Annotated in this window: 24 protein-coding genes and 1 other RNA gene; 17 read left to right on the top strand and 8 right to left on the bottom strand. The window is 72.8% G+C overall.

The features are described from left to right. Nucleotides 1-6: 6 nt before the first annotated feature. From HUT10_RS21555 to HUT10_RS21545, 3 genes are all read left to right on the top strand, one after another. On the top strand, nt 7-696 hold the full coding sequence (locus HUT10_RS21555; protein WP_176172883.1) for a FadR/GntR family transcriptional regulator: 690 nt from the start codon (nt 7-9) through the stop codon (nt 694-696). Nucleotides 697-829: 133 nt separating this feature from the next. Then, nucleotides 830-1,714 (top strand): cobalamin biosynthesis protein, encoded by an 885-nt coding sequence (locus tag HUT10_RS21550; protein WP_176172882.1) that lies wholly within the window; start codon nt 830-832, stop codon nt 1,712-1,714. A gap of 61 nt (nt 1,715-1,775) precedes the next feature. After that, nucleotides 1,776-2,210, top strand: a complete 435-nt coding sequence (locus HUT10_RS21545; RefSeq protein ID WP_176172881.1) for a hypothetical protein — start codon at nt 1,776-1,778, stop codon at nt 2,208-2,210. A 23-nt stretch (nt 2,211-2,233) separates the two neighbouring features. Here HUT10_RS21545 and HUT10_RS21540 read toward each other — a convergent pair whose 3' ends face one another. The 4 genes from HUT10_RS21540 to HUT10_RS21525 form a co-directional block, all read right to left on the bottom strand. Next, nucleotides 2,234-2,851 (bottom strand): FMN-binding negative transcriptional regulator, encoded by a 618-nt coding sequence (locus HUT10_RS21540; protein ID WP_176172880.1) that lies wholly within the window; start codon nt 2,849-2,851, stop codon nt 2,234-2,236. A 50-nt stretch (nt 2,852-2,901) separates the two neighbouring features. Then, nucleotides 2,902-3,735: an SURF1 family protein gene (locus tag HUT10_RS21535; RefSeq protein ID WP_176172879.1), complete on the bottom strand. Its 834-nt coding sequence runs from the start codon at nt 3,733-3,735 to the stop codon at nt 2,902-2,904. 49 nt (nt 3,736-3,784) lie between these two features. Continuing rightward, nucleotides 3,785-4,246 (bottom strand): low molecular weight protein-tyrosine-phosphatase, encoded by a 462-nt coding sequence (locus tag HUT10_RS21530; protein WP_176172878.1) that lies wholly within the window; start codon nt 4,244-4,246, stop codon nt 3,785-3,787. A 249-nt stretch (nt 4,247-4,495) separates the two neighbouring features. Next, complete coding sequence (locus HUT10_RS21525) at nt 4,496-5,083, bottom strand: chorismate mutase (protein ID WP_176172877.1); 588 nt, start codon at nt 5,081-5,083, stop codon at nt 4,496-4,498. Nucleotides 5,084-5,114: 31 nt separating this feature from the next. Here HUT10_RS21525 and HUT10_RS21520 point away from each other — a divergent pair, with 31 nt between their 5' ends. The 4 genes from HUT10_RS21520 to HUT10_RS21505 all read left to right on the top strand — a co-directional run bounded on the left by HUT10_RS21520 (nt 5,115) and on the right by HUT10_RS21505 (nt 9,730). Further along, entirely contained in the window at nt 5,115-5,936 is an 822-nt protein-coding gene (locus HUT10_RS21520; protein ID WP_176172876.1) for a Nif3-like dinuclear metal center hexameric protein, read from the top strand. Nucleotides 5,937-5,945: 9 nt separating this feature from the next. After that, nucleotides 5,946-6,683 carry a zinc ribbon domain-containing protein gene (locus HUT10_RS21515; protein ID WP_176172875.1) on the top strand — a complete coding sequence of 246 codons (738 nt, stop codon included), beginning with the start codon at nt 5,946-5,948 and terminating at the stop codon, nt 6,681-6,683. Next, entirely contained in the window at nt 6,680-7,804 is a 1,125-nt protein-coding gene (locus HUT10_RS21510) for a bifunctional RNase H/acid phosphatase (protein ID WP_176172874.1), read from the top strand. The genes HUT10_RS21515 and HUT10_RS21510 overlap by 4 nt, the downstream gene beginning before the upstream one ends. Before the next feature lie 183 nt (nt 7,805-7,987). Then, complete coding sequence (locus HUT10_RS21505; protein ID WP_176172873.1) at nt 7,988-9,730, top strand: hypothetical protein; 1,743 nt, start codon at nt 7,988-7,990, stop codon at nt 9,728-9,730. Here HUT10_RS21505 and HUT10_RS21500 read toward each other — a convergent pair. The 4 genes from HUT10_RS21500 to HUT10_RS21485 all read right to left on the bottom strand — a co-directional run bounded on the left by HUT10_RS21500 (nt 9,714) and on the right by HUT10_RS21485 (nt 15,081). Beyond that, complete coding sequence (locus tag HUT10_RS21500; protein ID WP_176172872.1) at nt 9,714-10,955, bottom strand: SLC13 family permease; 1,242 nt, start codon at nt 10,953-10,955, stop codon at nt 9,714-9,716. The two genes, HUT10_RS21505 and HUT10_RS21500, sit on opposite strands and share 17 nt — an antisense overlap. A 304-nt stretch (nt 10,956-11,259) precedes the next feature. Beyond that, nucleotides 11,260-14,067 carry a LuxR family transcriptional regulator gene (locus tag HUT10_RS21495; protein ID WP_176172871.1) on the bottom strand — a complete coding sequence of 936 codons (2,808 nt, stop codon included), beginning with the start codon at nt 14,065-14,067 and terminating at the stop codon, nt 11,260-11,262. 31 nt (nt 14,068-14,098) lie between these two features. After that, nucleotides 14,099-14,506, bottom strand: a complete 408-nt coding sequence (locus HUT10_RS21490) for a hypothetical protein (protein WP_176172870.1) — start codon at nt 14,504-14,506, stop codon at nt 14,099-14,101. Next, on the bottom strand, nt 14,503-15,081 hold the full coding sequence (locus HUT10_RS21485; RefSeq protein WP_176172869.1) for a sigma-70 family RNA polymerase sigma factor: 579 nt from the start codon (nt 15,079-15,081) through the stop codon (nt 14,503-14,505). Before HUT10_RS21485 ends, HUT10_RS21490 begins: the two co-directional genes overlap by 4 nt. A gap of 248 nt (nt 15,082-15,329) precedes the next feature. Here HUT10_RS21485 and HUT10_RS21480 point away from each other — a divergent pair, with 248 nt between their 5' ends. From HUT10_RS21480 to HUT10_RS21435, 10 genes are all read left to right on the top strand, one after another. Beyond that, the gene (locus tag HUT10_RS21480; RefSeq protein ID WP_176172868.1) at nt 15,330-15,998 is read left to right on the top strand and encodes a DUF4142 domain-containing protein; all 669 of its coding nucleotides are present in this window, start codon (nt 15,330-15,332) and stop codon (nt 15,996-15,998) included. Between the two features lie 8 nt (nt 15,999-16,006). Then, on the top strand, nt 16,007-16,819 hold the full coding sequence (locus tag HUT10_RS21475) for a ferredoxin (RefSeq protein WP_176172867.1): 813 nt from the start codon (nt 16,007-16,009) through the stop codon (nt 16,817-16,819). Next, nucleotides 16,816-18,051, top strand: coding sequence for an NAD(P)/FAD-dependent oxidoreductase (locus tag HUT10_RS21470; protein ID WP_176172866.1), 1,236 nt, complete (start codon nt 16,816-16,818; stop codon nt 18,049-18,051). The genes HUT10_RS21475 and HUT10_RS21470 overlap by 4 nt, the downstream gene beginning before the upstream one ends. Before the next feature lie 20 nt (nt 18,052-18,071). Beyond that, nucleotides 18,072-18,467: RNase P RNA component class A (gene rnpB / locus HUT10_RS21465), an RNA gene on the top strand. 222 nt (nt 18,468-18,689) lie between these two features. Continuing rightward, nucleotides 18,690-19,541, top strand: coding sequence for a hypothetical protein (locus tag HUT10_RS21460; RefSeq protein ID WP_176172865.1), 852 nt, complete (start codon nt 18,690-18,692; stop codon nt 19,539-19,541). 455 nt (nt 19,542-19,996) lie between these two features. Then, nucleotides 19,997-20,263, top strand: a complete 267-nt coding sequence (locus HUT10_RS21455; protein ID WP_004562703.1) for a hypothetical protein — start codon at nt 19,997-19,999, stop codon at nt 20,261-20,263. Between the two features lie 10 nt (nt 20,264-20,273). Further along, nucleotides 20,274-20,837 carry a hypothetical protein gene (locus tag HUT10_RS21450; RefSeq protein ID WP_176172864.1) on the top strand — a complete coding sequence of 188 codons (564 nt, stop codon included), beginning with the start codon at nt 20,274-20,276 and terminating at the stop codon, nt 20,835-20,837. A gap of 3 nt (nt 20,838-20,840) precedes the next feature. Continuing rightward, nucleotides 20,841-23,786: an ATP-binding protein gene (locus HUT10_RS21445; RefSeq protein ID WP_176172863.1), complete on the top strand. Its 2,946-nt coding sequence runs from the start codon at nt 20,841-20,843 to the stop codon at nt 23,784-23,786. Continuing rightward, entirely contained in the window at nt 23,783-25,852 is a 2,070-nt protein-coding gene (locus HUT10_RS21440) for a magnesium transporter (RefSeq protein WP_176172862.1), read from the top strand. Before HUT10_RS21445 ends, HUT10_RS21440 begins: the two co-directional genes overlap by 4 nt. Nucleotides 25,853-25,855: 3 nt before the next feature. Continuing rightward, nucleotides 25,856-26,458 carry a hypothetical protein gene (locus tag HUT10_RS21435; RefSeq protein ID WP_176172861.1) on the top strand — a complete coding sequence of 201 codons (603 nt, stop codon included), beginning with the start codon at nt 25,856-25,858 and terminating at the stop codon, nt 26,456-26,458. The last annotated feature ends 2 nt before the right edge of the window (nt 26,459-26,460 follow it).

Raw genomic sequence — 26,460 nt, 5'->3', positions numbered from 1 at the left:
GGCCGGGTGAAGCACGAAGAAGTCCTGGACGCGCTGGGCGCGGAGATCGCGAACGGCGCGCTGACGCCGGGCACGGTGTTGCGCTCCGAAGAGCTGCAGGAGCGCTTCGGCGCTTCGCGGACGGTGGCGCGCGAAGTCGTCCGAGTGCTGGAGACGATGCGGCTGACCAGCAGCAAGCGCCGGGTCGGGGTGATCGTCCGGGAGCAGGCGGAGTGGAACCACTACGACCCGCGGCTGATCCGCTGGCAGCTCGACGGCCAGGCCCGCCCGGCGGCCTTGGCGACGCTGAACGAGCTGCGGTCGGCGATCGAGCCGTGCGCGGCGCGGTACGCGGCCCTGCGCGCGACGCCGGAGGAGCGCGGGCGCCTGGGTGCGCTGGCGGAGCGGCTCGCGCGCACGGCCCGGGCGCGTGACCTTTCGGCGTTCCTCGGGTTCGACATCGCTTTTCACGACCAGCTGCTGACGGCGTCGCGGAACCCGATGTTCGGGCAGCTGTCGGAGATCGTGGCGGAGGTGCTCACCGGCCGGACCGGGCACGGGCTGATGCCGCCGGAGCCGCAGCCGGAGGCGGTGGCGCTGCACGCGGAGGTGGCCGCGGCGGTGGCGGCCGGGGCCGCGGACCGGGCGGAGCGGGCGATGCGGGACATCGTCGTCCAGGCGCGGGAGGAGATTGCCGCGTTGGTCAGCGGGGGGTGAGCGGGGGTTTCGTCGTCCGGGTGCGCCCTGGTCAGGAGCCATGAAGAGGGCACTTCCGGACGCGCGGCGAGGCGGCTTCCCGGGGCGAGTAACCTCCTCGGGTACTGGAGTTTTCTGCGGCCGGGGGGCACGGGTGAGCGCGGCGCGCGCGATCGGACTGGTGTTGGGTGTGGCGGCCGACGGCGCCCTCGGCGACGCCCGCCGTCGGCTCCCCGTGACGGCGTTCCGCCGGCTCCCGCCCCGCTCGGGTGCCCTGGTCACGGCGGCCGCCGTGGCCGGCGGCGCGCTGCTGGAGCGGGCGAGCCGGGGCCGTCCGCTGCTGCAGGCCACGGCGACGGCGGTGACGACCTGGGCGGTCCTCGGCGCGGCCGGCCTGGCCCAGCAGGGCACGGAACTGGCCCGCGACCTCGAGGAATGCCGGTTCGAGCCGGCCAGGGCGACCCTGTCCGAACTGGACCCCCGGGTGGCGGACGGCCTCGGCGCGATCGCGCTGTCCCGCGCCTCGGTGGAGACGCTCGCGGAGAACACGTCCGACGCGGTGGTGGCCCCGCTGGTGTGGGGCGCGCTGGCGGGTGTGCCGGGGCTGCTGGGAGCGCGGGCGGTGAGCCTGCTGCGCCGGGCGCGGATCGGCCGCCGCGGTCACTGGGCGGTGGACCGCGCGGACGAGCTGGTCCACCTGGTGCCGACCCGCGTGGCGGCGGCGTTGACGGTGCTGGCGGCCCCGGTGGTCGGCGGCTCGGCGGGCGGCGCCTGGCGGGCCTGGCGGCGCGACACGATCGCCCACCCGAGCCCGAACGCGGGCCGCGTCGAGGCGGCCTTCGCGGGCGCACTGGAGATCCGGGTCGGCGGGCGGACGGTGTACCCGCACGGGATCCTCGAGCTGCCGGTGCTGGGCGTGGGCCGCAACCCGGACGCAGGACACGTGACGCGCGCGGTGGAGCTGTCCCGCGTGGTCGGCTGGCTGGCGGGCGCGACCTCGGTGGTGGTGGCCGTGCTGACCGGCTTCCGGCGCGGCTGACGTGTAACCCCTCCCCGTATCGACCAGCGTAGGCAACGCTTCGCCGAACTGGGAGGAACTCTTGCGGTACAAGCACATTGCGGCCGCCGTGGCCGCCGCGAGCCTGCTCACCCTGACCGTGACCGGGACCGCCGACGCCAAGCGGCGCTGCGGCCCCACCTACGAGCAGGACGGCTTCGGCAGCCTGGGCACGTCGTTCACGCTGAAGTCCAAGCACGACGACGACGGCCCCGGCGGGTCGTTCGTCGTGGGGGAGGAGTTCGAGATCCACACGAACGTCGCCGGCCAGACCTGGAGCATCGCCTTCGCCGACAACGGCAAGGTCTTCTTCACCGGCGACGACGTCTCGACGACCACGGGCATCCGGGAGCAGCACCCGACCGCCAACCAGCCCGGCGTCACCCAGCACATGACCGCCGACGCGCTGGACCACACCACCGGCGAGACCATCCACGGCTTCCTGGACGTGCTGCCGGTCCCGGGCTGCGGCGGCTGACAGCGCACGCCGCGGCCGGTTCCTCAGCCGCGGCGGCGCAGCTGCGCCAGCGCCTCCGCGTCCAGCGGCCCGTCGCGCTCGGCCAGCCGGACCCCGATCCGCTCCCGCTCCTCCGCCGTCCGGTTCCCGCCGAACTTGAACTTCGCCCGCACCGCGGTCACCGTGAATTCGATGCCCCGGATCCCCGGCAGCAGCCGCCGGTCCGGGGACTCCGCCGCCGCGCTCACCGGCGCCCGCGAACCGTCGGGCTCGAAGTGCCGCAGCTGCCGGTCCAGCAGCGCCGCCTTCTCCGCCGCGTCGTCGACCAGCCGGACGTCCCCCTCGAACTGCACCGTCGCGTAGTACGACGTCGGCACGCCGAACGCCGGATCCCCGCTCGCGTTCCAGTCCGCCCGGACGTACGTGTAGTCGCCGACCACCGTCAGCAGCGCCCGCGGGTGCTCCTCCAGCAATGGCCAGATCGGGTTCGGCCGGGCCAGGTGCGTGACGATCGTGCGGTCGCCGTCGAAGGCGAAGTGCGCCGGCGTCACCACCGGCAGGTCACGGCCGCGGCCGCCGGCGATCAGCTGGCCGAAGTCGTGCCCGGACAGCCACGCCCGCCACTCGTCGGCGGTGGCCGCGTCCCACGGGTGGATCAGCATGGCCCGAGTATCCAGCAGCCAAGTGGCCTCGCCAGAGGGCCATTTCCGGCCTACTTCTGATGGCCACTTTCGGCGAGTTCGTCCTCGGCGAGGATCTCCGCGACCGACTTCCGCCGCGAAGAAGCTGCCGAGGACGCGTCCAGCGCCCCGCCCGGCTTCAGCTCGCGGACCGTGAAGTACAGCCAGCCGAGCAGCGCCATCGCGCCGAAGGCGATCCACTGCAGCGCGTACGACAGGAACGGCCCCGAGTCCGTCTGCGGCAGCGGCAGCGCGCCGAGCACCCCGGGCTGGCCGACGTCGAGCTGGAAGTACCCCGGCCGGATGTCGAGCCCGCCCGCGCGCCCCACCACCCGGGAGTCGACGACGTAGCTCTGCAGCCGCCCGCCGGTCGACGCGTCGGCGAACGCGTCGCGGTTCTTCGGGTCCGTCTCGTCGGCGCGCACCCGTGCCGTCACCGTGACCGTCCCGGGCGGCGGCGGGGCGAACGGCAGCGCGGCCGACTTGCTGTCCAGCCGGACGTAGCCGCGGTCGACCAGCACGATGGTGCCGTCGGTGGTCCGCATCGGCGTGAGCACCTCGAACGCGCCCTCGCCCTGGACCGTCCGCAGCCGCGCGACGACCTCCTTGTCCGGCAGGTACTGGCCGGTGATCGAGACGAGGTGCCATTCGGTGCGCTGACCGGGCGCGGTCCCCGGCGGCAGCAGCTGCGCGAGCGGCACCGGCGCGGCGGTGAACGACGTCTCCAGCGCGGCGTTCTGCTGCTCGCGCTCGGCGTTACGGCTGAACTGCCACGGCGAGAGCAGCGTGAAGCAGCAGACGGCGAAGGTGAAGACCACCGCCGTCAGCGCCAGCCACCCGGGCCGGAGGAGGAACCGCAACCGCACCCCACCACGGTAGCCCGTGCCGCTCGCCGTCCGTCGCGGGCTGTGACGTCTAGCTCCGCGAACGCACCCAATCCAGCAAACCGGGCACCGCGCGCTCGACCATGCCGAGGACGTCTTCGAAGCCGTCGTCGCCGCCGTAGTAGGGATCCGGGACCTCGGCACCTTCGGGCGCCGACGGGTCGAACGACCGCAGCAGCCGCACCTTCGCCGGGTCGCCGACCCGCGACCGCAGGAACTCGAGGTGGCCTTCGTCCGCGGCGAGCAGCAGGTCGGCGGCGAGGTCTTCGTCGGACACCTCGGACGCGACGTGCGCGGTGGGGTAGCCGTGCGCCTTCAGCGTCGCGCGGGCTCGCTTGTCGGCGGGCTCCCCGGCGTGCCAGGGGCCGGTGCCGGCGCTGCTGACGCGGACGGCGTCGGCGAGACCGGCGTCGGCGAGCTTGGCCCGGAACACCAGCTCGGCCATCGGGGAGCGGCAGATGTTGCCGGAGCAGACGAAGACGATGTGCGTCACGTCCCGAGCGTAACGACCGCCCGCCACGGCCCCCTGCGTAACCACCGGGTTCACCCGGTCACCCGCCCGCTCGGCGGTATCCGCGCCCCGCGGCGCCCACTTAGCGTCGATCGGGCGAGGACGCGAACCGGAAGGAGAGCGATCATGCACGGGTGCTGCTCGAAGTGCACCGGTCAGGGCTGCGGCTGCTGCGGCAACTGCAACTGACCCACCCGGGCGCCGCGGCGGCCCGCAGCCGCCGGGGCGCCCCTAAGCCGAACAGGTCGCCGAAGTCGCTTCGCCCAGAGCGCGCGCATGCAGGGTGTCGAACCGGTGGAAGCCGTCCACGACGGCCGCCGTCACCAGCTGCCGGACCGGGCACGAGCGCGCCGCCCGCGCCGGCACCGTCGCCGCCAGCTCGGTGAGCAGGCCCGTGTTGAGCCCGTCGATCACCGGGCGGATCTGCCCGAGGTCGGGGCGGGTCGTCGGCGCCTCCGCCGGGTGCGCGTCCCAGCGGGCGTACAGGCCGCGCTGCACCAGCTTGTTCGCCTCGATCTGGGCGCGGAAGAACCGGACCGCGTCCGCCGGGTCGAGGCCGAGGCCGGGCGCCCGCGACGCCACCGAGTCGTAGATCTGCTGCTCCCGCACCGGGTCGTCGATCGGCGACGGCGTGCCGTACTTCGCCGCCGCCACCTGGTCGGCGATCGCGACGCGCTGCGCCGCCAGGTCCGTGAGCCGCCACAGTGACGATCCGACCGACGATTCCACCGACGACTCCGACGCCGGAGCCGGGGCTGCGAAGAGCGCGGAAGCGGCGAGCACCGCCGTCACCGTGACGAGCAAGGACCGAAGGCGCATGGTCCCGGACGGTACATGCCAAAATCTCCGGGTGCCCGCCATCTCCGAAGTCATTTCCGTGCTGGAACGGGCGTACCCGCCCGAGCTCGCCGAGTCCTGGGACGCCGTCGGCCTCGTCTGCGGCGACCCGGCCGAGCCGGTGGACAGCGTGCTGTTCTGCGTCGACCCCGTCGCCGAGACCGTCGACGAAGCCGTCGAGATCGGCGCGCAGCTGATCGTCGCGCACCACCCGCTGCTGCTGCGCGGGGTGCACGGCGTGCCTGCCGACACCGCCAAGGGCTCGCTGGTCCACCGGATGATCCGCGAGGGCATCGCCCTCTACTGCGCGCACACCAACGCCGACTCCGCCGACCCCGGGGTCTCGGATGCCCTCGCCCAGGCCATCGGGCTGCGCGTCACCGGCCCGCTCGAACCGAAGGCCGACGGCGTCACCGGCCTCGGCCGCATCGGCGAACTGCCCGAGCCCGAGCCGTTCGCGGTGTTCGTACAGCGCGTCGCCGACGCCCTGCCCGCGACCGCGCCCGGCGTGCTCGGCGCGGGCGATGCGGACCGGCCGATCCGCACCGTGGCCGTCTCCGGCGGGGCCGGGGACTCCTACCTGAAGCAGGCCACCGCGGCCGGCGTCGACGCCTACGTCACCGCCGACCTGCGGCATCACCCCGCCGGCGAGCACCTGGCCGGCCGGGGCCCGGTGCCCGCGCTGGTCGGGCTGACCCACTGGGCCAGCGAATGGCCCTGGTGCGGGCAAGCCTCGGCGGTCGTGGCGGAGGCGTTTGCGGGTAACGTCGACACTTGCGTCTCCACGCGGTGCACCGACCCGTGGACCGTCCGCGCCGAGCGCACATCGATTTAGAGGAGCACCGTGAAGGCCGAACCCGCCGTGCAGCGCCAGTTGCTCGAGCTCGCCAAGGTGGACGCCGAGCTCTCGCGCACCGCGCACCGCCGCCGCACCCTGCCCGAGCTGGCCGAGATCGACGCGGGGGAGAAGACCGTCCGCGAGCGCCGCGACGCGCTCGTGTCGGTCGAGACCGCCGCCTCCGACCTCGACCGCGAGATCGCCCGGCAGGAGAAGGAGATCGAGTCGGTGCGCGCCCGCGAGGACCGCGACCGCAAGCTCCTGGCGTCCGGCTCGGTCAACTCCAAGCAGATGACCGACATCGAGCACGAGCTGCAGTCGCTGGAGCGCCGCCAGGGCGCGCTGGAGGACGACCTGCTGGAGCTGATGGAGCAGCGCGAGGCCCTCGGCCTGGACGCCCAGCGCACCGGCGCCGAGGTCGACAAGGCCGAGGCCGAGGTCGCCGCCGCGATCACCCGCCGCGACGAGGCGTTCAAGGACCTCGACACCACCCGCGCGCGCCGCACCGAGGACCGCGAAAAGCTGGTGCCGCGCTTCCCCGAGCCGCTGCTCAAGCTGTACGAGCGCGTCCGCGAGCACAAGGGCATCGGCGCCGCGCTGCTGCGGGCCCGCCGCTGCGGCGCCTGCCAGCTGGAGCTGGACCGCAACACGGTGAGCGAGATCAAGGCCGCGCCGGAGGACGAGGTCATCCAGTGCGAGAACTGCGGCGCGATCCTGGTCCGGACCCTGGAGTCGGGTCTGTGACCTCGCACGTCATCGTCGAAGCCGACGGCGGCTCCCGCGGCAACCCCGGGCCGGCCGGCTACGGCGCGGTGGTCAAGGACAGCGACGGCGAAGTCCTCGCCGAGCGCAAGGAAAGCCTCGGCGTGGTCACCAACAACGTCGCCGAATACAACGGCCTGATCGCCGGCCTGGCCGCTGCGGCCGAGCTCGGGGCGTCCACTGTGGACGTCCGGATGGACTCGAAGCTCGTGGTGGAGCAGATGTCCGGGCGCTGGAAGATCAAGCACCCGGACATGCAGCCGCTGGCCGAGCGGGCCAAAGAGCTGGCCGCGGGCTTCTCGCGCGTCAAGTACGAGTGGATCCCGCGGGCGCAGAACTCCCACGCCGACCGGCTGGCCAACGAGGCCATGGACGCCGCGACCGGCAAGCCCGCCGCCGGACGGCCCGACAAGCCGAAGCTGCCGACGCGCCGCCCCGACCGCGCGCCGGTGGCCTGGACCGGCGCGAAGGGCACCCCGACCCGGCTGCTCCTGCTGCGCCACGGCCAGACCGAGATGTCGGCGCTGCGCCGCTACTCCGGCCGCGGTGACGTCCCGCTGACCGAGCTGGGCCGGACGCAGGCCGCCGCCGCGGCGAAGCGGCTGGCCGCGATGGACGGCCTGGTCGTCGACGGCGAGGCCGTGCCGATCATCTCCTCGCCGCTCACCCGCACGAAGCAGACCGCGCAGGCGGTCGCCGACGCGCTCGGCGGCCGCGTCGAGACCCACCCCGGCCTGATCGAGACGGACTTCGGCGAGTGGGAGGGCCTGACGTTCGCCGAAGCGGCCGCCCGCGACCCCGAACTGCACTCCTCGTGGCTGGGCGACAGCTCGGTGCCGCCGCCCGGCGGGGAGAGCTTCGACGTCGTCCACCGGCGCGTCCGCAAGGCCCGCGACGAGCTCATCGCCGAGCACGGCGGCCGGACGTTGCTGCTGGTCAGCCACGTGACGCCGATCAAGACACTGCTCCGGATGGGCCTCGACGCCGGACCGCAGCTGCTGTTCCGGCTGCACCTGGACCTGGCATCGTTGTCGGTCGTCGAGTTCTACCCGGACGGGAACGCGTCGGTCCGGCTCGTCAACGACACCTCGCACCTGGTCTGACCGGGAATAATGTGGGGTGGATCACGCTCAACACCGACGCGTGGCCGACCCCGGATGGGGTATTGGCTACAGTGTCTCGACCGCGTCGCCGCGGTGGCGGGTCCGCCGACGGACCCACTCAGGGGGCGCCAGCTCGCGCGTATCCCACCGGCAGAAGCCTGCGGGCGGAACAGTGACGAGGACATGACGGCTAGCGCACTCACCGAGACCTCCCCGAGCGACGTCCCCGAGGACCCGGCCACCACCACGGCCACCCGCGGCTGGGCCGCGCGGCTGGCGCCGGTGCTGGCCGTGCTCGCCGGCGTCGCGGCGGTCGCCGTCCACGCCACCCGCTACGGCCACTGGATCGTCGACGACGCCGCCATCACCTTCTCCTACGCCCGCAGCTTCGCCGACGGCCTCGGCCCGGTGCTGCAGCCGGGCGCCCCGCCGGTCGAAGGCTTCTCCGACCCGACGTGGATGGTGCTGCTCGGCCTCGGCAAGCTCGTCGGCCTCTTCGACCACGGCGCGATCTTCGGCATCCCGGACTACGTGCTGTTCCCGAAGGCGCTCGGCCTGCTGTTCACCGCCGGCGTGCTGACGGCCTGCCACATCGCGGCCAAGCAGATCTTCACCCGTTTCGCGTGGCTGGCCACGCTGGTCGTCGGCCTGACGCTGGCGACGATCCCGTCGTACGTCATCTGGGTCGTCTCGGGCCTGGAGAACTCGCTGTTCGCGTTCGCCGTCGTGACGCTGGGCGTGACGCTGTTCGTCGCGGTTCGCCACGACCGGCTCCTGACCCCCAAGATCGCGCTGTGGGCCGGGGTCATGGTCGCGTTCGCCGCGCTGACCCGCCCGGAGGGCCTGATCTACGCGGGCGCGTACCCGCTGGCGGCGCTGTTCCTGCTGCGCTCCGGGCTGTTCTGGAAGAGCTTCCGGCTCGCGCTGCTGTCGGTGGCGTCGTTCGCCGTGCCGTTCGGCGCGTACGTCGTCTGGCGGCACTCGGAGTTCGGGCGGCTGCTGGCCAACCCGTCGGTGGCCAAGCAGCAGGGCCTGCCCGGGTTCGACGCGGTGAAGCGGCCGTTCGAGCTGGTCGGCTACGCGGGCTGGGCCGGCGTGATCGCGCTGGCGCTCGTCATCGGTTTCGCGCTGGCCAAGGCGCCGTGGCGGCGGTCGCTGGTCGCGCTGCTGGTGCCGCTGGGGCTGGGGATCGTCGCCTACGGCGTGATGGTCGCCGACTGGATGTACCAGCACCGGTTCGCCAGCCCGATCTGGCCGCTCGCGGTGATCGCGGGCACGCTGTCGGCCGGTGAGCTGCTGCGGCACCGGCAGGCGCTGCTGCGCGTCGGCGTCGTCGTGGTGCTGGTGGGTGCGTTCGTCCCGTCGGCGATCGGGTTCGCGGCCGCGGCGGACAAGTTCGCGAAGAACCCGAACATCACCGCGTGCCTGGTGGCCGACCGATTCGGCCGCGGCTTCAACACCTACGCGGACATCCTGGGCCTGCAGAAGGCGTCGCTGCTGCTGCCGGACCTCGGCGGCTCGTCGATGACCAGCCGGCTCGAGCTGGTCGACATGGCGGGGCTGGTCAACAAGCCGATCGCCGACCTGGTGCACGACAACGACCTGCAGGGCCTGCGCGACTACGTGTTCGACACGGTCAAGCCGACGTTCATCCACTCGTGGGGCCCGTGGGCGGCGGGCAACGGCATCGCCCTCGACCCGCGGCTCGACCGCGACTACCTGCTGATCTACTCGTCGCCGATCGAGGGCCTGCGCAACGGCGACTGGGTGCGTCGCGACGCGGTCACCGACCCGGCGAAGCTGAAGGCGGCCCAGGACTACGCGGCGAAGACGATCCCGGCCGTGGCCGCGGACCGCTTCGGCGGCCCGCTGGACGACTGCGGCGCGACGATGAAGCCGGGCCAGACGATCACGATGCCCAGCTGAGCCCCAGCCAGAGCGCAACGGTCGCGACGGCGAGGCTCAGCGGGGTGGTGAGCACGCCCAGGACGTGGAACGTCTTGAAGGAGGGCGGCTTCGGGAGCGTGCGGCGCCACAGCAGGGTCGCCAGTGAGCCGAGGTAGCTCGCGTTCGGGCCGATGTTGACGCCGAGCAGCACGGCCAGCAGCACGCCCGGCGCCGGGTGCGGGCCCAGCACCGACAGCAGGATGAGCGTGGCGGGCAGGTTGTTGACCAGGTTGGCCAGCAGCGCCGCCACGCCGGCGGCGACCAGCAGGTCGACCAGGCCGGTGGAGGTCGGCAGGACGTTCCGGAGGACCCCGCCGAGGACGTGCTCCGAAACGGCCTCGACCACGACGGCCAGGCCCAGCACGAACAGGCACAGCTGCGGAGCCGCCTCGGTGACCAGCTGCCACGGCCGGATCTTGCCCCGCGCGACGGCCCGCACGCCGAGGACCAAGGCGGCCAGTGCGGCGATCCAGACGGGTTCGACGTGCCCGAGCTGCCCGACCGCGAACCCGGCGAGCGTCAGCCCGAGGACGACGAGGGCGAACGTCGGCGTCTCGAGGTGCTGCCGCGGCTCCGGCGTCTCGCGCGGCCGCAGATCGGCTTTGAAGAACCAGAGGAAGACGAGCAGTTCGACGCCGATCGTGACGAGCCACGGGAGCGCCATCAGCGCGGTGAACCCGGCGAAGGTCAGCCCGGACGCGGCGAAGGCGAGCAGGTTGGTCAGGTTGGAGACGGGCAGCAGCGTCGACGCCGAGTTGGCCAGGTGCGCGCAGGCGTAGACGTGCGGCCGCGCGGGCAGTTCCAGGCTGGTGGCGGTGGCGAGGACGACGGGCGTGAGCAGCACGACGGTGGCATCGAGGCTGAGGATCGCGGTAACCCCGGCCGCGGCGGCGAAGGTGAGGACGAGCAACCGCCGCGGCCGCCCGTGGCACGCCTCGGCGAGCCGGTTGCCGAGCCAGGAGAAGACGCCGTCGACACTGGCCAAAAAGGACAAAAGCAGAATGGCGGCCAGAAACCCCAGAGTGGGCAGGATTTCCACGGCCCGCTCCCCGGCGGCGCCGGGGCGGACAAGGCCGAGAAGAAGGGCAACACCGGCAGCGGGAACAGCGGCGACGGCTTCGGGCCACCCGCGCGGCCGGACGATGGCGAAGACGAGCACACCGGCCAGGAGAAGCAGGCTGGCCGCACCCGCGAGGAGAGTCACGCGTTCACGCTAACTGCGCCGGATTTCCGTCGGTGCCCCCGGGTAGCATGGAAGACGGGGGGCGGCGCCCCGCGCTCGAGCGAGAATCACCTGCCGTCGCGAGGTACCCGCGCCGGTTTCCGCCGTTCGCTCGGCCGGAATGCGCCGGGGGTGCTCGGCCGGATGGGTAGGCTCGCCCGCAAGTCCGAAGTGGACCCGTGTCCGAAGTGACGCCCGCGACCGCAACGCCTCGGCGGCCGGCGCGCACCAGAGGCCACGACCTCGGCAGCCTGCGTGCGAACCCGATCCCGGCTCGCAGCCGGGCTCAGCGGCCGTCCACCCGCTGCGAAGACTTCGCCAGGGCCCCGCCCAGCTCGGCCCGCCCCGGAATCCCCAGCTTCCGGTAAGCCCCGGACAAATGCAGCTCCACCGTCCGCCGCGTCAAGTGCAGGGCCGTCGCGATCTCCCGGTTCGTCAGCCCCTGCGCCGCCATCACCGCGATCCGGTTCTCCTGCCGGGTCAGCCCGTGCTCGTTGTCCTTCGCCGGCGTCAACGCCCGCCGGGCCGAGCGCAGCTCCTCCGCCGCCCGGCGGGCCAGTGGCCTTGCTCCGCACTGCTCGCTCAGCTCCACCGCCTGCCGGAGCGTCTCGATCGCCTTCTCGGACTGGCCGTGCCGGGCCTGCAGCGTCCCCAGCTCCGTCAACGCCGTCGCCAGCTGCAACCGCGATGGCGATGTCCGCAGCGTCGTGATCGCCTTCTGCAGCGCCCGCTCGGCTTCGTCGTCCTCGCGGACCAGGCCCAGCGTCGTCAGCGCCGTGCCCAGCGGCCGGGGTGCGCCCCAGCGGGCCGCGGCGTTGATGTCCTCTTCGGCCAGCCGGGCCGCGTCGTCGGTCTGGCCCAAAGCCAGCGCCGCCCGTGCCGCGTGCGCTCGCCACGGCACGAACCCCGGGAACCGCATCCCGTGGTGCGCCAGGCGCCGCCCGCAGCTCAGCAGGTCCTCGAACCCGAACCGCGTGTAGCCCGTCGCCACGCGCAGGCGGCCGCGGGCGTACAGCAGGTACGTGTGCGTGAACAGGCCCTGGCTGGCCACGAAGTCCATCCGGTCCAGCAGCGACGTCGCCGCCTCGAAGCGGCCGAGGTCCACCCAGCACTCGACCAGCTTCGCCGCGCACAGCACGCCGACCGGGCAGGTCGTCGTGCCGCCGCGCTCGTCGAAGCGGCGCAGCAGCGATTCGAAGTGGACGCTCGCCCGCTGCAGGTCACCGCTGGCCTGCAGGGCGATCCCGCGGGCCAGGGTCGGCAGCGCGCCGTGGGGCACGTGCACGTCCCACGGCTCGCGGTCGACGTCGAGGACCCGGCACAGCCGGTCGACGTGCGCCGGCTCGTCCGAGAGGACCGCCGTCGCCAGCGTGAAGAAGTAGTGCTGCTCGAACAGCTCGCCGTCGTTGCCGGAGTCCCCGGCCGAAGACAGCGCGTCGGCGAAGTGGCCGACGGCTTCCTGCGCGGACTCGCCGCTGCGGACCGCGTCCAAGGCCAGCAGTGCCGACCGGCTGCGCTGGGCGGCCGGGTCGGTCAGCGGCGCCCACTGCTCCTCGAAGTCGCGGAACTCCGGCGGCGGGCCGAGCCGGCTGCCGGCCTCGGCGAGGTAGGTCATGCACAGCAGCGGCCACACCGCGTCCGGGCCGCCCGCGTCGAGCCGGGCCGCGATCTGGCCCGCCGCGCTGATCCCGAGCCGGGCGTCCTGGCCGCCGCACAGCGACAGCAACATCGCGGTGGCGATGTACGCGGCCGTCTCGCGGTTGCCGACCGTGTCGACGGCTTCCCGCACCCGCTTGGCCGCGCCGGGCGGGTCGAACTGGAACTCCGCGTGCGCGAGCTGCAGCAGCACGGCCATCCGGCGCCCGGACGTCAGCCGCTCCTCCAGCGCCCGCCGCAGGTGCCGCGCGGCCAGCTCGGGCCGTCCGGAGAACACGGCGTCGCGCGCGCTCAGCCGCAGCACGTCCACCGCCCACGGGATACGGATCGACGTCGCTTCCAGCAGGTGGGCGGCCACGCGCTCGGGCAGGGCCCCCGCCTCGGTCAGCAGCTTGGCCGCCCGGGAGTGGTTGACCGCCCTTGTCGTCTGCGGCATGTCCTTGAGCAGCGAGTTGCGGACGAACGAGTAGGTCAGCGTCGGCTGGTCGCTGTTGTTCAGCACGTGCAGCCGGACCAGGGTGTCGATCGCCTGCAGCGCGTCGAGCTCGTCGACGCCGGCCAGCCGGGCCAGCAGGTCGAAGCCGGCGTCCTCGCCGAGGATGGCCGCCGCGTGCAGGATGGCCGGCGCGTGCGGGAACTCCTGGATCCGCGTGACGAGCACCTGCCCGATCAGCGACGAACCGAGCTCGTGCGGGTCCGCGCCGGGCAGCAGCCGCGGCCGCAGCGCCTGCAGCAGCACCGGGTTGCCGCCGGTCGCCTCGCGGCAGGCGGAGGCCAGCTCGCCGGGGGCGAGGCCGAGGATCTCCGCCGCGGCCGCGTCGCCGAGGCCGTTGAGGGTGATCGTGACCGGCGTGCTCCCCACCATGTCCAGCATCGCGACCTCGCGGTGCTGCGGGTAGCCGATCACGGACGTCAGGACGAGCAGCACCGGCAGGTCGAGAACGCGGTTGCGGAGGTAGGCCAGGCACCGCATGGACCAGGCGTCGGCCAGGTGGACGTTGTCGATGGCGAGGAACAGCGGACCCCGCTCGGTCGCGTCGCGGACGATCCGGAAGAACAGGTCGAGCGCTTCGCTCTCGCCCGCCGTCCCGCACAGCTCGGTGACGGGCGGGCGCGGCGGCGACCCGGGCCCCTCGAGCGCGTCGGCCAGCTGGCGGACGACGCCACCGGGCAGGTGGCTCTCCAACCGCGACCCGGTGGCCATCGCGACGGTGAAGCCCGCGTCCTCGGCCAGCGCCGCGGCGGTCCGCAGGGTGGCGCTCTTGCCCATGCCGAACTCGCCGGCCAGCACGGAGCTGGCGGCCGCGCCGCCCAGCACGACCGGGAAGAGGCCGGTCAGGCGGCCGAGCTCGGGCTCGCGGCCGGGGAGCCGCGGGGCGGGACGCTTCGGTACCGAAGCCCCGCTGCCGGGGTGCTCGGGATTTACTTCGGTATCCACCGTAAGGACTTTCATGTTGGGTTGGGGCAGACTACTGGAAACCGGCCGACCACGGGAGTGACCGCGGTGCGCGGCCGGTACCGGCCACGACCTGACCAGGGGAGACGATGGACGCAGCGGATGCGACGCGGATCTTCCCGGCGGACGGCCGGTGCGCGCAGAGGGCCATCGCGGCCACGCCGAGCGCCAGCAGGACGAGCGGACCCGCCGTGGGCCCCTGCAGGGCCGCCGGCCCGGCCGGCTTCCGGCGCCGGGCCGACCCCTCGCCCGGTGGCAGGTAGCCCAGCCGCACCGCCTCGGCCAGCGCGCCGGTGACCGGGGTGAACCCGGCGACCCGGCTCCGGCAGCGGGCGCAGCCGCGCAGGTGGGCTTCGAACCCTTCCGGATCCTCGTGGACGCCGAGCCCGTAGGCCGCGGCGTCCCCCTTCCGCCCCTTCATCGGACCGTCACTTCCCCGAGCGCCTTCCGCAATTGCCGCATCGCCGTGTACAACCGCGATTTGACAGTTCCTTCTGGAATTCCAAGAATTTCCGCTGCCTGCCGAACGGTGTTTCCGGCGAGATAAGTCTCGTAGATGACGGACTGATATTTCGCGTCCAGTTCACGCAATGCCCGAGTAATCGTTAGCGCGGCTAACGAGCTGTCCGTGCGATCGGTGGACTCGGCGTTTTCCGGGATCTCCAGAGCGACCTCCTGCGGGCGGACGCGGCGATTCCTCCAGCCGTCGATGACGATCCGCCGGGCCACCGTGAGCAGCCATCCGCGCAGCATTCCGGGCTCGCGCTCGAGCGTGTCGGAGTGCTGCCAGGCGCGGATCATGGTCTCCTGCACCACGTCTTCGGTCCACTGCCGGTCGTGGTTGGTCAGGGCCAGTACCTGCGCAAACAGGGTGGCGCGGAAGTCCTTGTAGAGCAGCGGGACCAAGTCGTCCCCCGCGGCGGGGCCGGTGTCGACCGCGGTGGCGGCCGACGCGTAGCCGACCTGGCCGCGACTTCTTCTGCCCAGTGCTTCCATAAAGCTCGCAACCTCACCTGATCGGCGGACCGTAGGGTCATCGGAGCGTAGCGCAAAAACACTTAATAGGCCATATGCATCAGTTTCCCGCTCCAATTCGACCCGGCAGCGAAGGGTTCGATCAGCCGACGCCCACAATGGGTCTTTGTGATGCACGTCACAGGTCACTAAAAGGTGACGGATAGAACCGGATCACACCCGCACCCCGTAACAGGTGGTGAGGACTCCTTTGCGAAGGGACAACAGGGATGTCGCTCCGATTCCTGGCGGTGCTGGCCGCGTCGGCCGCGTTCGTGCTGGGCTGCGCCCTCCCGGCGTCGGCCGGGGAGCTGCAGCAGACCGACCGCGCCCTGCTGACCCGGCTCAAGCAGCACACGCTGTGGGCGGTGCCGTCGAGCAGGCTCGCCGCCGAGCGGGCCACCAACCGGCGCGTGCGTGCGGTCGCCGTCCGCATCGCCGACGACGAGGCGCGCCTCGACGTCGCCCTGCGCGCGGTCGCCGACCGGCTCGCCGTCACCCTGCCGGGGGAGCCGACCGACCGGGAGCGCGGCTGGGCGGGCGAGATCGCCGCCGGCTCCGGCGACACCTTCGACCGCGCCTACGTCAACCGCCTCCGCGCCGAGTACGGCACCCTCTTCGGCCTCGCCTCCGACGTCCGCGCCGGCACCCGCGACGACGACGTCCGCGCGTTCGCCCAGACCGCCGTCGACACCTCCCTCGGGCACCTGACGCTCCTGGAGAGCACCGGGCTCGCCGAGACCACGTCCCTGCTCGTCTCCGCCACCGAGGACGACACCCTCGGCGGCGGGGCCGTCGCCGCCGGCGCCGTTCTCGTGGCCCTCGCCGCCGTCGCCACGTTCGGCCTGCTCCGCCTGCTCGGAACCCCCGGCAGGCCCTCGCCGCGCACCCGGAGGTAAGCCGCCCCATGTCCCCATCCGCCGCGCTGGTCCCGGTGTCGCCGCACGACACCGGGATCGCCGAGGCCGCCGCGCTCTCCGGCCGCCTCACCTACCTCTGCATGTGCCTGGCGCTGTGCTGGGGCGTCCTGGCCGCCACCGGCTGGGTCCGCCGGTTCAGCGGCCAGGAGGCGATCCGCACCGGCCACGTCGTGCTCGCCGCGTTCACCCTGGCGACCGGCACCCTGCACGGGCTGACCTTCCTCTTCCTGGAGGACGACCCCTTCGGCGTCGCCGACCTGCTCGTGCCCTTCTACGACGGCACCCCGCGGCACGCGCTGGGCATCGCCGGGCTCGAGCTCGTCATCGCCGTGTCCGTGACCGCGGCCCTGCGCCGCGCCACCGGCGAAGGCCGCTGGCTGCGCTTCCACCAGGTCGGCTACCTCGCCATCGGGCTGCTCGCCGTGCACGCCTGGCTCGGCGCCATCGCGAGCGGGCACCTGGCCGTCGTCTGGCTCGCCGGCCTCACGCTGCTCACGCCGCCGGTGCTGCTGTCGGTCCTGCGGGTGCTGCCCGCGGCCGTGCTCGCTCGCGCCGGGCTGGTCACGCCGCCGCCCACCGGTGACGGCCCGGAGCCGGCCACCGTGCGCGTCGACGTCGACAGCCAGCGCTGCCACGCCTACGGGGTCTGCCAGGCCGAGGCACCCCAGGTCTTCCAGCTCGGCCAGGACGGGCAGCTCGCCTACGAACGGCGTCCGGGCGCCCAGCTGGTCCCGCACGTCCAGGCCGCCGCGCGCGCCTGCCCGATGAGAGCCATCCACCTGTTGGGAGCCACCCGATGAGCGAACGCATCGTCATCGCCGGAGCCGGCCTGGCCGGCCTGCGCGCGGCCGAACGGCTGCGCGAACTCGGGTTCGACGGCGAAGTCGTCGTCCTCGGCGCCGAGCCCGACATCGCCTACCACCGCCCGGCGCTGTCCAAGCAGCTGCTCACCGGCGCGGTCAGCCGCGCCGACACGCTGCTCGCCGACCCGCTCGAGGTCGACGCCGAGTGGCGCTTCGACACGCCGGTCACCGGGCTTTCGCCGCAGCGGCAGGTCGTCCACCTCCGCGACGAGGAACTCCGCTACGACGGCCTGGTCATCGCCACCGGCGTCGAACCGCGCCGGATGCCCGGCGCGCCGCACGGCCACCCGCGCGTGGTCGTCGTCCGGACGCTGGCCGACACGATCGCGCTGCAGCGCGCCCTCGCCTCCGGCCCCGGCCCGGTCGCCGTCATCGGTGACGGCTTCATCGGCTGCGAAGTCGCCTCCAGCCTGCGCGAGATGAACCGGGAGGTCGTCCTCTTCGGCCGGGAGAGAGCCCTGCTGGCCGACGTGCTCGGGCCCGACATCGGCGACTGGCTCACGGCGCTGCACACCGCCCGCGGCGTCCGCCTCGAACTCGGCACCACGATCCGCCGCTGGCGGCCCGCGCCGACGCACGTCGGCCTCGAGTTCGCCGACGGCCGCGCGATCCAGGTCGCCTGCGTCGTGGTCGCCGTGGGCAGCGTGCCCGCGGTGTCGTGGCTGCGCGGCGCCAAGCTGCCGCTCGACGACGGCGTCGTCTGCTCGGCGACCTGCCACGTGGTCGGCTCGTCGACGATCGTCGCGGCCGGCGACGTCGCCCGCTGGCCCAACCTCCGCTTCGACCCCGCGCCGCACCGCGAGGAGCACTGGCTCAACGCCGTGGAGATGAGCCGGGCCGCCGCCGAGAACCTCCTCACCGGGCCACAGGGGTCGCGGGCCTACACGCCGGTGCCGCGCTACTGGTCCGAGCAGCACGGCGTCCGCATCCAGGTCGCCGGCCGCCCGTCGCTGGCCACCGACACCGTGCTGCTGGAGTCGCCGGTCCCGGGCACCCGGCCGATCACCGGCTTCGTGCGGCAGGGGAGGCTCGTCGGCCTGATCGGCCTCGACAGCCCCGCCGCCGTCCTGCACTGGACTGCCGAACTGGCCCGCCAGCACCCGGTGCCCGCCGAGCCGCCGCCCGAGGTCCGGCCTCGCCACCACACCGAGGCCGTGGCCGGGTACTGAGCTACCATCCAGCCTGCGGACGAGCTGGCAGGGCGGTCGCGGGCCGGGGCGACCCGGCCCGAGGAAAGTCCGGACTCCACAGGGCAGGGTGGTTGCTAACGGCAACCCGGGGTGACCCGCGGGAAAGTGCCACAGAAAACAGACCGCTCTCGCCTTCGGGCGGGGGTAAGGGTGAAACGGTGGTGTAAGAGACCACCAGCGTCCCGGGCGACCGGGACGGCTAGGTAAACCCCACCCGGAGCAAGGCCAAGAGGGAGCCCACGGGCTCCTGCGCAGGCGTTCGAGGACGGCCCGTCCGAGCCTGCGGGTAGGCCGCTGGAGCCTGCCGGCAACGGCAGGCCGAGATGGATGGCCGCCGCCCCGGAAGCCGCAAGGCGACCGGGGAACAGGATCCGGCTTACATGCCAGCTCGTCCGCCCCCACCCCGTGCTCCGCGGGGCATCACCCGTGATCAGCGGGGCATCTCGCGTGATCGGAGGGGCATCACGCGTGTCTCGGCAGGCATCGGCGTGATGCCCGCCTGATCACGGGTGATGCCCCTCCGGACACACGTGATGCCCGCTGGATCACGCGTGATGCCCCTTCCGGGCCGCCGAAGTGTGGTTCCGCGGGTGGTTACTCGGTAGTAGGGTGCCGCTATGGCGGGTGACGAGCAGCGGTTCAAGTCGGCTTTCGATTCCTTGCACGCCTTCGTGTACTTCGCGCCCGAAGTCGATGCCGCGCTCACCGGGACCGGGCTCCGGCCGGGCCGGATGCCGTACTTCGCGGGCCGGGCCGCGGCCATGGGAGCCGTCGGGGCCGAGGTCGTCGCGGCCACCTTCTACAACTTCAACCCCGAGGTCATCGCGCGCACGATCCCGCGCGCCTGGACCCTCGCGACCCCCGAGCAGGTCCTCGACGCACGCCTCGAAGGCACCGACAAGGCCCTGACCCGCCTGCTGGGCGACCACGTGAAGAGCGACGAGGTCGCCGAGGCCGCCGAACTCGCGCGCGAAGCCGCCGCCGGGTGCACCGCGGAAGGACGTCCCCTCTACGCCGCCCACGCGGGGCTGGCCTGGCCGGGCGAGCCGCACCTCGTCCTCTGGCACGCCGTCACGCTGCTGCGCGAGCACCGCGGCGACGGCCACATCGCCGCCCTCGTCCTCGAAGGGCTCGGCGGGCTCGAAGCCCTCGTCACGCACAGCGCCACCGGACGCGGGTTCAACCTCGCCGCCGCGAAGCTCACCCGCGGCTGGACCGACGAGCAGTGGGCCGCCGCCGAGGGCAGGCTGACCGACCGCGGGATCCTCGCCGACGGCGCACTGACCGACGCGGGCGCCACGCTGCGCGATCGCATCGAGGTCGCCACCGAGACCGCAGCGCGGGGGCCGTGGGACCACCTGGGCCCGGAGCGGACCGCCCGGCTCGAGGAGCTGTGCCGCGGGCTGAGCCGTCGCGTCATCGAGGCCGGCGCCTTCCCCGAAGGCGTCTTCGCGCTCGGGCGACCTTAAACCTGGTCAAGATCACGCTATGTAGTGAAAAAGTTGTGAAGTTCGCGGCGCCCCGTGACGGACAGCACTCGTGGTCAAGATCGACATGGCCGCCGACCGGCGGACCGACGTCACAGAGCGGACTCGCGGGACACGGCCGTTCGTGTCATGCAACACTGTTCCAGGCCGCACAACGGCCACAGTGTCAGTACCCACAGTGAGCAAATCCCGGGCAATGGGGTGAGTTCGTCAGCACACTGAGAAGTATGGGTGGCCGGGGTTCAACCCGAGGGCCCTTGCCGCGATGATGGTGGGCGTGGAGATTTCGCGTGCCATCCGCGCCACGCCGGTTGACGAGCCAGCCGGTCTCTACGCAGCGCACTTTGACCACTACCCCTCGTAGCCCCCATGATGTTGTTCGAAGCACCGCCTGAGCCAGAACCGCGCGGCCCCCACCGCGCACCGGGAGTATCGCGATGATGACCTTGACCACCCTCGACACGCTGGCCGCCGGCGAACTGGGCACCGGAAACGTGCGCCAGTGGCTGCTTGACAACGTCATCCCCCTGGTGCTGCTGGCCGTCGCGCTCCTGCTCCTGTGGCTGGGCGGCGGCAAGGGCGACAACGCCGGTGTCATGCGCCGGCTCGCCGGCGTGGTCATCGCGCTCGCCATCATCGGTCTCGCGGTCAGCGGCGCGGGCGTGAACGTGGGCCAGTGGATCGCCGGCCTGTTCACCGGCTGAGGCGGCCCGCGTGCGCATCAGGACTGACGACGAGGTCTACCGGGTCGACGCCGTGTGGCTCGGCCCCCCGAAAGCGACTTTTCCCTGGAGAGCCCGGTACGTCGCCTGGCTCATCGGCATCCCGACGTTCTTCGTCGTGCTCGGCGTCGAACGCTGGGCGGGCTGGAGCTTCGGCTTCTTCTCGACGGCGTGGGGGTTCATCGCCACCATCGTGATCACCCGGCTGCTGACGGCCAAGATCAGCCACGAGCGCCCGCTCGGCGCCGTGGTCGCGATGGCGGGGCGCGAGCTCAACACCCCCCGGGCGCGGACCACGGGCGTGGGCGGCGCGGTCAGCGCCAGCCGCGTCCGGGTGCGGGCCGAGCGCCCGCTGCCGAAGCACCGCCGCCGGCGGCAGTACCAGCACCACGGCGGCCCGCCGGGTGCCGTTCCGCCCGTGCCACCGGCTTCGGCGGGGGCGTTTCGCGGCACTGCGTCCAACGGCACTGCGTCACTCAACGGCACTAGGTCGATTCACCAGGGAGCACCACGAGCGCGCCGGAGCCGGGGCAACCCGTCTCGGGCCGGGAGGTAGTCGTTGTTCGGTCGCGGCGGTAGCCGAGGAAAACGGGGTCGGGACACCCACTCGGGCGCATGGCAACCGCCCGAGCAGGTCCGCGCGTCGCGGAACGGCTCGGGGAACAAGTCGCGCCTGACCGGCGAGCAGGCGATCCCCGCCTATACCCCGTCCATCGCGGTGCGAAGCATCGACGGGCACCTGGTCCGCACCGGCGTCGAGGTCTACGCCTGGTACCGGCTGGCGCCGCAGCGCTGGTCGTTCCGCTCGGACTCCCAGCGGCGCGACCTGATCGCGGCGATCGCGGGCCAGTACGCCGAGCTGCAGGGCCGCTGGCTGCACCTGCGCGTGACCAACCGGCCGTACCCGATCCGGATGTGGGCCGAGGCGCACGTCTACAACGCCCACAACCGCCCCGGCGACGTCCCGGGCGCGTTGTCGTTCGACGACTACCTGATCGGCGAGCAGCAGCAGCTGATGGGCCGCTCGATGGCCGAAAAAGAGGTCTACCTCGGCGTCCAGGTGCAGACCCGCCGCATGGTCGACCGCGCGGTCGAGCGGGCCGCGCCGGTGCTGCGCAAGATCCTGCCCGAGGCCGTCGACGCCGAGCTGACCGCGCTGGACTCCGAGGTCGAGCACCTCGACCAGGTCATCGGCAGCGCCGGGCTGGAAGGCCGTCCGGTGCACGCCGAGGAGATGTCCTGGCTGATGCACCGGTCCTGCTCGCTGGGCCTGCCCGCGCCGCGGAACATGCCCGCCGTGCCGGGTGCGGCCTGGGAGCCGGAGGACCTGGCCAGCTTCACCGATGCCGCCGACTTCTACGCCGAGCCGTACGCGCCGACGGTGACCGTCCGCGGCCGCACCGGCTCCAACGCCGGTGTCTCGCGGCACCTGGCGATCCTCACCGTCGGGCAGATGCACGGCCTGCAGATCCCCGAGGTCGACGACCCCTGGATCCAGCACGCCGACCGCCTGCCGGCCGCGGTCGAGGTGTCGGCGCGCATCTACGTCCGGCGCCCCGAAGAGGTCGCCGGCGAGCTGCAGCGGCAGATGAACAAGGTCCGCTCGCAGGTCAAGCACTACACCGACGAGCACGAGCTGGAGCCACCGCAGTCGCTGTCCCGGCAGGCCGGGCGCGTGCTGGAGATCGACGACGAGATGACGTCGGGCTTCACCGCGCTCGCCACCCGCGTCCGCTCCTGGTGGCGGCTGGCGGTGTCCGGCCCGACCGAGCGCGACGCGCTGCGCCTGGCCCAGCAGCTGCTCGACCTGTACAAGCCGAAGATCGCCATCGAGCACCCCGAAGCCCAGTACGCGATGGCGCGCGAGTTCATCCCGGGCGAGCCGCTGGCATCGGCGGCGTACATGCGCCGCGGCTCGGTGGTCTGGGCGTCCTCGGCGGTCCCGACGGCGACGGCCGAGGTGGGCGACCGCCGCGGCATCCTCCTCGGCGAGACCTGCACGGCGACCCGCCGCCCGGTGGCCTGGGACCCGTGGATGGCCCAGGAAATCCGCGACGGCTCCGGCCTGACCGCGATGGTCGCCGGCCTGGGCGGTGGTAAGTCGTTCCTCGGCGGCGGCATCGTCTACAAGACCCTGCGCGCGGGCGCGAACTGGACGATCCTCGACCCGTCCGGCCCCCTGTCGCGGCTGTGCGACCTGCCGGAGCTGCGGCCGTACGCCCGCCCGATCAACCTGCTCAACGCGCAGCCGGGGATCCTCAACCCGTACCGGGTGGTCGCCGAGCCGCTGATCGAGCACTTCATGGACGAGGACGACCCCGAGCGCTCTTGGCGCCGCGAGAAGGCCCTCGCGGGCGCGACGCGGCGGCGTCTGGTGCTGGACGTCCTGACCGGGGTCCTGCCGTACGAGGTGTCCCGGATGGCGCAGACCCGGATCGTGCTGCTGCGCGCGGTCCGGGCCGTCGGCGGCCGGTTCGACGCCGATCCGGGCCAGGTGATCGATGCCCTGCGCCGGGATTCGTCCGAGCACCACGAGCACGCGGGCGTCGTCGCGGACTTCCTCGACGAGATGCGCGAGCGGATGGCGCTGCTGATCCCGGAGTCGGACGCGGACCCGTACTCGGAGACCCGCGACGACCGGCTGACGGTCCTGACGATGGCCGGGCTGACCCTGCCGAAGGACGGCGTCCCCCGCGAGTACTGGACGGACGCGGAGTCCCTCGGTGTCGAGATGCTGAACCTGGCGGCGTGGCTGACCCAGCGGTCGGTGTACGAGAAGCCGAAGGAGATGCGCAAGGGCGTCTGGATCGACGAGGCGTTCTTCCTGTCCGAGGTGCCGACCGGCCGCGTGCTGATGAACCGCTTCGCGCGTGACTCGCGCAAGTGGAACGTCCGCGTGCTGCTGTCGTCCCAGATCCCGGCGGACTTCCTGAAGATCCAGGGTTTCGTGGCCCTGCTGGACTCGGTGTTCGTCGGCCGCCTCGACGACGACGACGCCCAGGCGGACGCCCTGCGGCTGCTGAAGGTCCCGGTCGGCGTCGGCTACGAGCAGGTCGTGGCCGCACTCGGCCGCCGTCCCGGCGCCCAGAGGGGCATCGAGCGGGACATCGAGCCCCGCCAGTTCATCTTCGGCGACGGCGCGGGCGGCGTGGAGCGCATCCGCGTCGACTTCTCGGGCCCGCACCTGGACCACCTGCGCGCGGTGATGGACACGACCCCGGGGTCGAAGGACGCGGCGTCCCCATCCCGCAGGCCGGGCAACGAGCTGGCGCTGCCGGCAGAGGAGAAGAAGCCGTACGTCGCGGTCCCGCCGGAGGACGACATCGAGCTGGAGCAGGACTTCGAGCTGGCGGCGGAACTGGAGGTCGGCCTGGCCGACGAGAACCTCCTGGGCGCCCCGGACCCATTGGCGACCGAAACGGGCGAGGTGGAGGGCGGAGTCCAGCCGTCCGGGCAACACGCCCGAACCGGCGGAAAGGGCGGCACCGGCCGGGACGCCGCATGAACACCGTGCTGACGCTGGCGGCCCTGCTGACGTTGGCCGCGGGATGGCATTCGCTGAAGCGGCGGATCAAGGAAGGTCCGCGGCCGGGCCGGCGCGCACCGGGCCGCAAGGCGACGATGCTCGCCGTCATGGTCGTCCTGGGCCTGCAGGCCATCGCGACCGCACCGGCGGCCAGCGCGGCGGCCTGCGGCGAGGCACCCAACCCGGAACGTCCCGGCGCGGGCATGGTCGGCGCGATCGACCCCGCCGAAGGCCACGGCGAGGCGGGCAGCCCGTACGTCGACTACAGCTACGCCGGGTTCGTCTGGAACACCTTCGAGACGAACTGCACCGGCATCAGCCTGACCCCGCCGGGTTCGACGCTCGACACCTGGGGCGGCAACCAGCTGTTCAACCTGGGCAAGAACATCGTCGGCGCGACGAACTCGCTGCACTACACCGTGCTCGAGGGCGGTCTGCTCAACCCGCTCTACAACGCGGTGAAGTCGGGCGCGGAGAAGGTCTACAACAACATCTACGCCCAGCTGTTCGGGCTGGTCGCGCTGGTCATGTCGATCATGTTGTTCCGCAACATCTGGCGCGGTGACCTCGCCGCGGTCAGCAAACGGGCGCTGTACGCACTGGCGGGCGTCTGGCTCGCCGCGTCCTCGCTGGCGATGCTGCGGTACTTCGACCCGATCGACAAGGCGATCGTCCAGACCACGACGAACATCCAGGCCGGGTTCGTCGACGACGCCGACAACCGCGTCGTGCGGCACGTGCTGCCGACGAACCTGCACAACGAGATCGTCTACAAGAACTGGATCCGCGGGGAGTTCGGGTCGCCGACCGCGCCGCAGGCCGACCAGTACGGCCGTCCGCTGCTGGACGCGCAGGCCTTCACGTGGGCGCAGCTGCGCAACGGCGACGACGGCAACCAGTCCGTCATCGACGGCAAGAAGAACGCCTACAAGGACATCTCCACCAAGCTCGGCCCCGCCACCGGCTACTTCACCGGCGAAGCGGGCGGCCGCACCGGAGCAGGCTTCCTCTCCCTCGGCCAGGCCCTCGTCTACTCCCTCTTCCAACTGCTGGCGAAGGCGTCAGTACTGCTGGCCCAGGTCCTCATCCGCCTCTTCGCGCTCACCGCCCCGCTGATCGGCCTCGTCGCCCTGCTGCACCCGGAAATCCTCCGCCGGGTCCTCAAGGTCGCCGGCGGGGTCGCCTTCAACCTCGTCGTGCTCTCCGTCCTCGCCGGTGTGCACGCCCTTCTGCTGCAAGCCATCTTCGACGCCGGGAACTCGCTGAACATGCTCACGCAGATGGTCCTCGCCGGGCTCATCACCGTGCTGCTGTTCATGGTCGGGCGGCCCGTGCGGCGGCTGTGGCAGATGGTCGAGATGTCGGTCAGCATGGTCGGCGCCGCCGTGCCGTCGCCCGGCGGCGGGATCTTCTCCCGGTTCCGGCGCAACCGCACCGGCCCGACCCCGCAGGACGAGTTCTGGCAGAACGTCCGCGACACCGACGACGTCGTCGACGGCGAGCAGCGCGGCCCGCTCGGCGCCACCGCCGGCGGCGGCCGGTTCCGGCCCGAAGCCACGATCTTCGCCAACGCCCAGCGCCTCGACAACGGCTCCGGCGCCTCCCGCCCGGCCGCCGCCTGGTCCGGTGCGTGGCCGGGGTCCATCCCCCGTGGCTCCGCGGGCGCGCTGCCCGCGGGCGGCCGTCCCGGCGCGCCGGTGTTCGGCCAGTACAACCCGGCCAACGGCGATGGCGGCGAGTACGTCGTCGTCGGCGCCGGTGGCCGTCCGACGACGCGGGAGGAGAGCCGGCGGGTCGACACCTCGCCGGTGGCCGACCGGCGGTGGAGCGACGAGCCCGAGCCCGTCGTCGTGCCGTCCGACCTGCGCCCGCCCGAGTCGAGCTTCAGCGACTACGCGCCGCGCACGCCGGGTGTGCGTGCCCAGCCGCGCCGCGTCGATCCCGAGGTCGTCGCGGGCAAACCGGTGTTCGTGCTCTACCGGCCGTCGCGGGGCATCGAGGTCCGCGAGGAACCGCGGGACACCGACCAAGTTCTGGGGCGGTGACCGATGCCGATCCGCACCAACCGCGGCCGCACCGCGGTCTACCGGCGCCTGTGGGGCTGGCCGCTGCGCTCGCCCCGCCACCTGATGGGGACGCTGGTCTTCCTGGCCATCCTGGTCACCGCGCTCGGCATCGTGCTGCCCAAGGTGGTCGGCAAGCCGCAGGCCAAGGCGTCGCCGTCCACGCCGGGGGTGACCACGTCGGCGACGGCGACCCCGTCCGGCGTCGCGGCGCCGGTCCCGACGTCGAACCTGCCGACGCGGCTGTCCACGCCACTGGCCACCCCGACGCCCACGACGCCGAACGGCGACGCCATCCGCGTCGCCAAGGAGTGGGCCGCGGCCTGGGTGCACCACCCGGCGGGCATGACGTCCGAGCAGTGGCTGGCCCAGCTGAAGCCGTTCACCACCGAGGAGTACCTGCCGGTGATGGGAACGGTCGACCCGTCGAACATCCCGGCCACGAAGGTCACCGGTGAGCCGGTCGTCGGCACGTCGTACCCGAGTTCGGTGCAGCTGACGATCCCGACCGACGGGCCGAAGCTGGCCATCACGGTGGTGAGCACCAACGCCGGCTGGCGGGTCGCCGACTACGACCAGGCGAGCTGACC

Origin of the sequence: Amycolatopsis sp. Hca4, from assembly GCF_013364075.1 — a bacterium.
In the GTDB taxonomy this organism is placed as follows: Bacteria; Actinomycetota; Actinomycetes; order Mycobacteriales; family Pseudonocardiaceae; genus Amycolatopsis.
The sequence above is the reverse complement of the archived record's forward strand: the minus strand, read 5'-3'. Positions and strand labels throughout refer to the sequence as shown.

Excerpts from the sequence above, each read along its gene's own strand:
- HUT10_RS21540 (WP_176172880.1), bottom strand. The coding sequence starts at position 2,851 with ATGCTGATCCACCCGTGGGACGCGGCCACCGCCGACGAGTGGCGGGCG.
- HUT10_RS21525 (WP_176172877.1), bottom strand. The coding sequence starts at position 5,083 with ATGCGCCTTCGGTCCTTGCTCGTCACGGTGACGGCGGTGCTCGCCGCT.
- HUT10_RS21505 (WP_176172873.1), top strand. The coding sequence starts at position 7,988 with ATGACGGCTAGCGCACTCACCGAGACCTCCCCGAGCGACGTCCCCGAG.
- HUT10_RS21490 (WP_176172870.1), bottom strand. The coding sequence starts at position 14,506 with ATGAAGGGGCGGAAGGGGGACGCCGCGGCCTACGGGCTCGGCGTCCAC.
- HUT10_RS21485 (WP_176172869.1), bottom strand. The coding sequence starts at position 15,081 with ATGGAAGCACTGGGCAGAAGAAGTCGCGGCCAGGTCGGCTACGCGTCG.
- HUT10_RS21480 (WP_176172868.1), top strand. The coding sequence starts at position 15,330 with ATGTCGCTCCGATTCCTGGCGGTGCTGGCCGCGTCGGCCGCGTTCGTG.
- HUT10_RS21475 (WP_176172867.1), top strand. The coding sequence starts at position 16,007 with ATGTCCCCATCCGCCGCGCTGGTCCCGGTGTCGCCGCACGACACCGGG.
- HUT10_RS21470 (WP_176172866.1), top strand. The coding sequence starts at position 16,816 with ATGAGCGAACGCATCGTCATCGCCGGAGCCGGCCTGGCCGGCCTGCGC.
- HUT10_RS21460 (WP_176172865.1), top strand. The coding sequence starts at position 18,690 with ATGGCGGGTGACGAGCAGCGGTTCAAGTCGGCTTTCGATTCCTTGCAC.
- HUT10_RS21455 (WP_004562703.1), top strand. The coding sequence starts at position 19,997 with ATGATGACCTTGACCACCCTCGACACGCTGGCCGCCGGCGAACTGGGC.
- HUT10_RS21440 (WP_176172862.1), top strand. The coding sequence starts at position 23,783 with ATGAACACCGTGCTGACGCTGGCGGCCCTGCTGACGTTGGCCGCGGGA.
- HUT10_RS21435 (WP_176172861.1), top strand. The coding sequence starts at position 25,856 with ATGCCGATCCGCACCAACCGCGGCCGCACCGCGGTCTACCGGCGCCTG.